The organism is Mesorhizobium sp. CCNWLY176 (assembly GCF_037153935.1).
Taxonomy (GTDB): domain Bacteria; phylum Pseudomonadota; class Alphaproteobacteria; order Rhizobiales; family Rhizobiaceae; genus Mesorhizobium_M; species Mesorhizobium_M zhangyense.
In genome coordinates this window covers 72931-80639 of the sequence record NZ_JBBBDZ010000020.1, presented here as the reverse complement: position 1 = coordinate 80639, position 7709 = coordinate 72931, and the positions used below count along the sequence as shown (strand labels likewise).

General features: G+C 59.6%; 7 protein-coding genes. 4 read left to right on the top strand and 3 right to left on the bottom strand.

Annotation, left to right across the window (positions count from 1 at the left end; translation table 11 throughout):
• Positions 1 to 122 precede the first annotated feature (122 nt).
• The 3 genes from WBQ96_RS25425 (at position 123) to WBQ96_RS25415 (ending at position 1974) form a co-directional block, all read left to right on the top strand.
• On the top strand, positions 123 to 773 hold the full coding sequence (locus WBQ96_RS25425) for a hypothetical protein (protein ID WP_336555080.1): 651 nt from the start codon (positions 123 to 125) through the stop codon (positions 771 to 773).
• Positions 774 to 852: 79 nt separating this feature from the next.
• Entirely contained in the window at positions 853 to 1275 is a 423-nt protein-coding gene (locus WBQ96_RS25420) for a DUF2267 domain-containing protein (RefSeq protein ID WP_336555082.1), read from the top strand.
• A gap of 3 nt (positions 1276 to 1278) precedes the next feature.
• Complete coding sequence (locus tag WBQ96_RS25415) at positions 1279 to 1974, top strand: phosphoribosyltransferase (protein ID WP_336555084.1); 696 nt, start codon at positions 1279 to 1281, stop codon at positions 1972 to 1974.
• 26 nt (positions 1975 to 2000) lie between these two features.
• Here WBQ96_RS25415 and WBQ96_RS25410 read toward each other — a convergent pair whose 3' ends face one another.
• Positions 2001 to 2837, bottom strand: a complete 837-nt coding sequence (locus WBQ96_RS25410; RefSeq protein WP_336555085.1) for a universal stress protein — start codon at positions 2835 to 2837, stop codon at positions 2001 to 2003.
• Between the two features lie 176 nt (positions 2838 to 3013).
• Between WBQ96_RS25410 and WBQ96_RS25405 the strand changes: the two genes are divergently transcribed.
• Entirely contained in the window at positions 3014 to 3412 is a 399-nt protein-coding gene (locus WBQ96_RS25405; protein ID WP_336555086.1) for a c-type cytochrome, read from the top strand.
• Between the two features lie 136 nt (positions 3413 to 3548).
• Here WBQ96_RS25405 and WBQ96_RS25400 read toward each other — a convergent pair whose 3' ends face one another.
• Both WBQ96_RS25400 and WBQ96_RS25395 read right to left on the bottom strand, forming a co-directional pair.
• On the bottom strand, positions 3549 to 6746 hold the full coding sequence (locus tag WBQ96_RS25400; RefSeq protein WP_336555087.1) for an efflux RND transporter permease subunit: 3198 nt from the start codon (positions 6744 to 6746) through the stop codon (positions 3549 to 3551).
• Positions 6743 to 7705: an efflux RND transporter periplasmic adaptor subunit gene (locus tag WBQ96_RS25395; RefSeq protein ID WP_336555090.1), complete on the bottom strand. Its 963-nt coding sequence runs from the start codon at positions 7703 to 7705 to the stop codon at positions 6743 to 6745. The genes WBQ96_RS25400 and WBQ96_RS25395 overlap by 4 nt, the downstream gene beginning before the upstream one ends.
• Positions 7706 to 7709: the final 4 nt, after the last annotated feature.

Sequence of the window (7709 nt, the reverse complement as noted above, 5' to 3'; positions counted from 1 at the left end):
CTTGATCCCAGCATCGCAGTGCTCAGGTGCTCAGGGCCGCAGGATACGCACGTCTGCGGTCTTCACCGGACGGGTACGGAAAACCTAACCAACCCGTCATGAGACGTGGAGGGATTGATCGTATGTTTGCCGTATTACGAGTTTTCGGAGTGTTACTTCTGCTCAGCACGGTGACAGTGAGCCAAGCAGCCGCCGCGACGATCTATCCAGCACAGGTCGTCTACGGCAACTGGGCCGAGGAGACAGAAGAGGCCAGCGTTTGCGAGATTGTACTCGATGTCGGAAATTCGCCGTCTCGGGAAGTCGTCAAATTTATCATGTTCGCCGGTTACAACAAATCAGACGGCGCAGTGTTGGCCGGCTTTCTCATAGCCGCGGCTGAAACGATGACGACCGACAGGTCAGATGTGGTGCAGATTTCGGATGCTGCGCTCAACTCAGCGACATTCACCTCACGAGGGCAGTTAGGCTACGAGGTCTACGACGATGGAACCGTCATGGCGCCCACAGATGATCCTGAGGTCGCCACGTCCTTTATCAATGCTGTACTCGCAGGCAATTTCGAATTGAGTTTCGTCCGTTCGGGATCAGGCGCCGGTACACGGATCTACAAGATCGTTGCGGCCCCGCCAGCAATTGTAACGAGCAATTTAGTTCGCTGCATGGAGAGCCTTGCCGGTGGGGCTAACCTGGCTCAATCGCCCGCTTCGGATAGAGAAGGCACGCCGCCACAGGAGCTAGGCAGCGGGCTTGAAATCGCGATGGATCAGTAAGGTAAGACCCATCAGACCCTTTGCCTTTGAATAGATTGATCCGGCTCAAAAGGCCTGCAGATTGAAGGAACGACCGGCAATGATACATACCTCAGCTACTGCGTTCAAATATGCTGCCGAGCAGGCGCAGCACTGGGCGAATGAACTCGGTCACGACTTAGGCTCGACTGAACGAAACGCCTATCAGTTCACGAAATCTGTTCTGCACGCTTTGAGGTTGCCGCCGAAGGAAATGGCCGATCTCTCTGCTCAGTTGCCCACACTTACCAGAGGCATATATTTTGAAGGTTGGGAGCCATCGGATGAACCCTTGTGGGCGCGAGAAAAAAGCGACTTTGTCGTTTGCGTCAGTCGCCGTTTTAGGCAAGAGCCTGACATCGATACCGCTAAGGTGATCAGCGCAGTTTTCGAACTCCTTGATCGCCATGTATCGCATGGCGAAATCGCCCGGGTTCGAAACTCGATGAGGAAGTCGTTCCGCAACCTCTGTCCAGCGGGTTGAGTAATGTTTCGCGACCGCCGGGAGGCCGGGAAAAAACTTGGCATGGAGTTACAGAAACTCCGGTTACACCAGCCTATCGTTCTCGCTTTACCGCGCGGCGGCGTACCTGTCGCTGTCGAAGTGGCCAAAGCCCTGAAATCTCCGCTTGATCTAATTATCGTCCGCAAGGTGGGGGCGCCGGGGAATCCCGAACTGGCCGTCGCCGCGATTGTGGACGGCGACCCGCCCGATGTCGTCCTGAATCGGGAGATCATCGAAGCTTATTCCCTTGACGATGATGAACTTCGCACCTTGATCGCCAAGGAACAGCCTGAACTGGAGCGCCGCCGGCTTGCCTATCGCGGAAAGCATCCCCCCTTGTCGATCGCCGGGAAGACAGTAATTATCGTCGATGACGGCGCAGCGACAGGGACGACGATGAAGGTGGCGATCCGCGGCTTAAAACGACGTTCGCCTCGCGAAATCGTCGTTGCGATCCCTGTAGCGCCGCCGGAAACATTGATAGAACTCGCCCAGGAAGCCGACTGGATCGTGTGCCTCAGACAACCCGCACATTTTCGTGCTCTCGGTTATCATTACCTCAACTTCCCCCAGCTTACCGACGATGAAGTGACGTTTGCTCTGGCTAAATCCAAACGCCAGCGAAACGCAAGTCGGCAGACGAATCGGCACAGGACGACGAAGTCTCCCACCATTTAGGTTGGATTCACCGCTCGATGATGGATTCACCGCGCCAGCAAGACCGGCAGCGGTGGATTCTCGAGCATCGACTTGGTAACACCGCCGAAGATGCGCTCACGCAACCGGGAATGACCATAAGCGCCCATGACCATCAGGTCAGCGCCGATATCGATGGCGTGGCTACGAAGCACATCCGCGACTGAATGGTTCGAGCTTGGCAGGCGGTCGATCGTTATCTTCACGCCATGACGCGCGAGATAAGCCCCGGCATCTGCCCCAGGTTCCTGCCCATGATACATTTCTCCTTCAACAGGATCGACAAGGGTCAGATGCACATCGTCTGCTCCCCGAAGGATATCAAGCGTGTCCCGCACAGCATTGGACGCTTCAACGCGCGAATCCCAGGCAACCAGCACCCGTTTTGGTTTCAGGGAGACGTTTGTCCTTTGAGGAACAAGCAGCAGTGGCTTTCCAGAAAAAAACAATGCGCCGTCGATCACTTTGTTCTTCAACGCCCCGCCGGTCACGAGTTCCGGCCCGATAATTGTGATATCGGCATAGCGTGCACGGCGGCCAATTTTTTCATCGGCCCAGCCGGCTTCCGGGTAATCGCCGGAAACATCAGCCGAGAGCCCCCTGCCCGCAAGAAAAGCTGAAATATCGTTTGTCCGCTTCTTCAACAACTTCATATCGGCCTGGCGTTCCTTCAACCAGTCATCCGAAACGATAGCAGCGTACTCGCCGATTGGCGGCGGGGCAGCAATGACGACAGCAAGAACAGTAAGGTGGGCGCCGATCTCATCGCAGAGGTCAGCTGCAGGCTTGAGATCATCATCACCCATATTCGGTCCCGTAACAGAAAGCAGCGTTTTGAAAGCCATTGTAATACTCCATGAATTTGAGCGAGGGTTCAATCTTCGGTGACAACCTTAACGGGACAGCCCGATGCGTTCATTGCGCTGAATCAAAGACTAAGGCGAGGATCCAGTTGATCCGGATCAACTTATGCGCCTGCCGAATTTGGTAAGCTTCAGGCTTTCGCGTGGTGGAGGTTCACATGAAGCGCCTGATTGCCGTCGTTCTCGTCAGTCTGCCCTGCAACGCGTCCTGGGCGCAGGAGATGAGTTATGGCGAGGCTGAGTATCTGAACTCCTGCGCGGTCTGCCACGGTCTTGACGGCAAGGGCGACGGTCCCCTTGGCGATGTGCTCATGAAGCGTCCGGCTGACCTGACGCAGCTGTCCGACAAAAACGGCGGTGTTTTTCCCTACCCCAGGGTCTTCGCCACCATCGACGGTCGTTATGCGGTGCCGAGCCATGGCGACCGCGAGATGCCCGTCTGGGGTCGCCAGTTCCTTGAGGAAGATGCCAAAATGTATGGTCCCGGTGCCGGCGAGATTGTCACGACAGAACGTATCCACAATCTGGCGGGTTACATTGAAACGCTGCAGCATTGAACTGCTGGGGGTCGCAAGCTACGCGTGGTTCTTTCATAATTGAGTTCCTGCACTCAACGGTCCCGAAGCTTGCACAGATTTGCCGGGATCAGGTCTTGTCTGTCATCTTTTAGCTGCGGCGCGCGATCCATTGCAATCACGTCCTCAAAACCCGATAGATCGCCGGGATTACCAGCACGGTCAGCAAGGTTGATGAAGCGAGGCCGAATAGAAGTGAAATCGCCAGCCCCTGAAAGATCGGATCGGTCAGGATCACCGCCGCGCCGATCATCGCGGCAAGAGCGGTCAGCAAGATCGGCTTGAACCTTATTGCGCCGGCCTCGATCAGAACCTCGCTCAGCGGCCTTTCAGGGGACGAGGCGTGGCGGATGAAGTCGACCAGCAGGATCGAATTGCGCACGATGATGCCGGCGAGCGCGATAAAGCCGATCATCGAGGTGGCGGTGAACGGCGCGCCGAACAGCCAATGCCCGCCGAGGATGCCGATAAAAGTCAATGGGATCGGCGTCAGGATCACCAGCGGCACCTTGAACGAGCCGAACTGGGCGACAACAAGGATGTAGATCCCGAGCAGTGCGACGCCGAAGGCTGCCCCCATGTCGCGGAAGGTCACCCAGGTGACTTCCCACTCGCCGTCCCATAGCAGCGTCGGCTTGCTTTCATCCTCCGGCTGGCCATGCAGGGATACTGTGGGCTTGGGCAGGTCCGTCCAGGCCTGCGCATCGATCGCCTTGCCGACAGCTAGCATGCCGTAGAGCGGCGCCTCGAAGCTGCCGGCAAGCTCGGCCGTCACCATTTCAGCAGCGCGACCATTGTGCCTGAACACCGGAAAGGAAGCGCGCTCCGAGGCAACCCGCACGACATCGCCCAGTTCGACCACGCCGCGGTCGCCGGGCAGAACATTTGCCGGGATGGGCGTGGTCAGGAAGCGCTCGTCAAGCACGCGCGCGCTCTTGGGCCGCTCGATGCGGATCGGAATTGGCTGGCGGCCACCGCCGCGATGTGAATAGCCGACGGTCTGGCCGCCGTTGAGTATGGCGATGGTGTCGAACACGTCGCTTTCCTCGACATGGAAGAACTCGGCATCGTCGGTGGAGATCGTGGCGCGCAGCCGGCGTGCCGGTTGTCCCCAGGAATTGTCGACATCGACGATGAACGGCACCGAGCGGAACGCCGCCTCAACCCTGGCCGCCACCTTGCGGCGCGTCTCACCGTCGGGTCCGTAGATCTCGGTCAGCAATGTCGCCATCACCGGCGGCCCCGGAGGGGGCTCTACCACCTTGAGGCTGGCGCCGGCAGGAATGGCAATCGACGCAATGCGCCGGCGAATATCCAGCGCGATATCGTGGCTCGAGCGGCTGCGTTCCGATTTCGGAAAGAGGTTAATCGCGACATCGCCCTGCTGAGGCTCATTGCGCAGGAAGGCGTGCCGGACAAGGCCGTTGAAGTTGAAAGGCGCCGCGGTTGCGGCATGCGTCTGGACCGAACGGACTTCGCTCAGTTCGAGAACCTTATCGGCAACGGCTTGCACCACCGCATCGGTCGCCTCGACGGGCGATCCTTCTGGCAAGTCAATTGTCACGGCGAGTTCGGACTTGTTGTCGAAGGGCAGCAGTTTGACGGTGACATCCTTGGTATAGAACAGCGCGAGCGAACCAAGTGTCAGCACGCCAACGGCAAGCAGGAAAACCCAGCTCGTCTTCTTTGAAACCAGGATCGGCCGAGCGACAGCGGTGTAAATTCGGCCAAGCAAACCGCCTCCGGCATGGTCCGAAGAAACATGCACCGGCGCCTGGCCTGCAAACTTCAGCATCAGCCACGGCGTCACCATCACAGCGACAAAAAAGGAGAAGATCATCGCCGCCGAGGCATTTGCCGGGATCGGGCTCATATAGGGGCCCATCATTCCTGAGACGAACAGCATCGGCAACAGCGCCGCAACCACAGTCAAGGTGGCGACGATGGTCGGGTTGCCGACTTCGGCCACCGCCTCGATCGCTGCCTGTCGGCGGCCTCGTCCATCGCCCATCGCCCAGTGGCGGGAGATGTTCTCGATGACCACGATGGCGTCATCGACAAGGATGCCAATAGAAAAGATCAGCGCGAACAGCGAAACGCGGTTCAGCGTGTAGCCCATGACGCGCGAGGCAAACAGGGTGAGCAGGATTGTAACGGGGATGACGATCGCCACCACCATCGCTTCTCGCCGGCCGATCGCGATCCAGACCAAGGCTATGATCGAGATGGTCGCCAGACCAAGATGATAGAGCAGTTCGTTTGCTTTCTCATTGGCGGTCTCGCCATAATCCCGCGTGATCTCGACCGAGAAGTCGGCGGGAATCAGGCCGCCCTTCAACATAGCTATCCTATGCAGGATCGCCTCGGCGACCGACACCGCATTGGTGCCTGCCCGCTTGGCAATGGCGACGGTCACCGACGGCACGCGCGTCACCCCCGTTGTGTCTTTTGTCAGCGTCGAGACCAGCACGTCGCCGGAGTCGGTCGCAAAGGCGACGTCGGCAACGTCGCGGACGTAGACAGGACGGTTGTCGCGCGAGGTCAGCAGCAGATTGCCGATCTGGTCCGGCGATGCGAGCGTCTCGCCGGCTACGATCTCGATCTGCTCGCCTTGATCGCGCAGGCGTCCGGACGGAAAGGCCCTGTTCGCTCCGGTGACCTTGGCTGCGAGCTGCTGCAGGGTCACGCCGTAGAGCGCAAGCTTTTCCGGGTTCGGCGCGACGCGGATTATCTCGCCGGTGTCGCCGACCAGATAGGTCAGCCCGACATTTTCAATCTTGGCGATTTCCGTGCGCAGTTCGCGCGCGATACGGGTGAGATCATTCGCTGTCACGCGCCTGGCGATTTCCGGCTTCGGCGACAGCGTCAGCGTGACGATGGCAACATCGTCGATGCCGCGACCGACGATGAGCGGTTCGGGCACGCCGACGGGAATGCGGTCCATATTGGCGCGGATCTTGTCGTGGACGCGCAGCACCGCTGCGTCCGACGACGTACCAACGACAAAGCGCGCGGTGACCATCACCTGATCGTCGCGGCTTTGCGAATAGACGTGCTCGACGCCGTCTATGCCCTTGACGATCGTTTCCAGCGGCTCGGTGATCAACTTGACGGCATCGTCGGCCTTCAGACCGTCGGCGCGCACAAAGATGTCGACCATCGGCACCGAGATCTGCGGTTCCTCCTCGCGCGGCAGCGTGAGCAGCGCAACCAGCCCGAACGCAAAGGCGGCAATCAGTAAGAGCGGCGTCAGAGGCGATGCGATGAACGCCCGCGTCAGCCCCCCGGCAATACCGAGCGCGACGGGACCTTTCATGGCGTGACCACGACATCGCCGGCCGCAAGGCCGGTCAGTATCTCGACATAGTCGCTGTCGGCGCGCGTTATCCGCTCCCCGATGACCACAGCCCTCTCGGCCTCGCTGCCGGAAGCAGAGACGCGCACGAAATCGATCCCAGAGCGCATCTCGATCGCCTCAGACGGCACCAGAAGGGCCGAACGCTCGGCGACTGGCAGCTCCACCAGCACCCGGGCGTCGATGAAATCGGTATCGAGATTGTCGACCTCAACGTCGGCGATGACCCGACCGTTGTTGATCTGCGGATAGATCTTGGCGAGATGGCCTGCGGCCTCCTCACCACTGGCATTGATGCGGATGGCCGCACCCTGCTTCAGCGTTACTGCATAACGCTCCGGAATGGCCAGCCGCAGGAACACGCCACCGCCGCCGATGGTCGCCACTTCTTCACCAGTCATGATCACCGCGCCGCGCGTGACCGGCACGGTCAGCACGCGACCGTCGCCCGGCGCAAAGACATCGCCTTCGGCACCCTGCTGCACGATTACGGAACGCTGCGCCTCCGTCGCGGCAAGCTGGTTGCGCGCGACGTCGACTTCCGTGCGCAGTTGATCGAGGCGCTGCAAGGTCATGACTCCCCTGTCCACTAGCGTCTGACCGCGGGCCAGTTCAGACTGGGCAGTCGTAAGCTGCGCCTGAAGGGCTCGAAGTTGAGCGCCCAGTGCTGCGACCTGGAAGGCGATCTTGTCGTCCTGGACGGTGGCGATCTTCTGCCCTGCCTTGACCTGTTCTCCCTCGGTAACCGCCAGATCGATGATGATGCCGCCAATGCGAGCGCGCGCAGGAATGGTATTGCGGGCCTCTACACGGCCATAGACCGCCTTCCATTCGATCACTGTCGTCGGGGCGAGCGTAATCGTATCGGCGAGGGCCGGCGCGCTGACGAGCAGCGCGCCGAGCAAGAGGGACCTGCGCATTTTG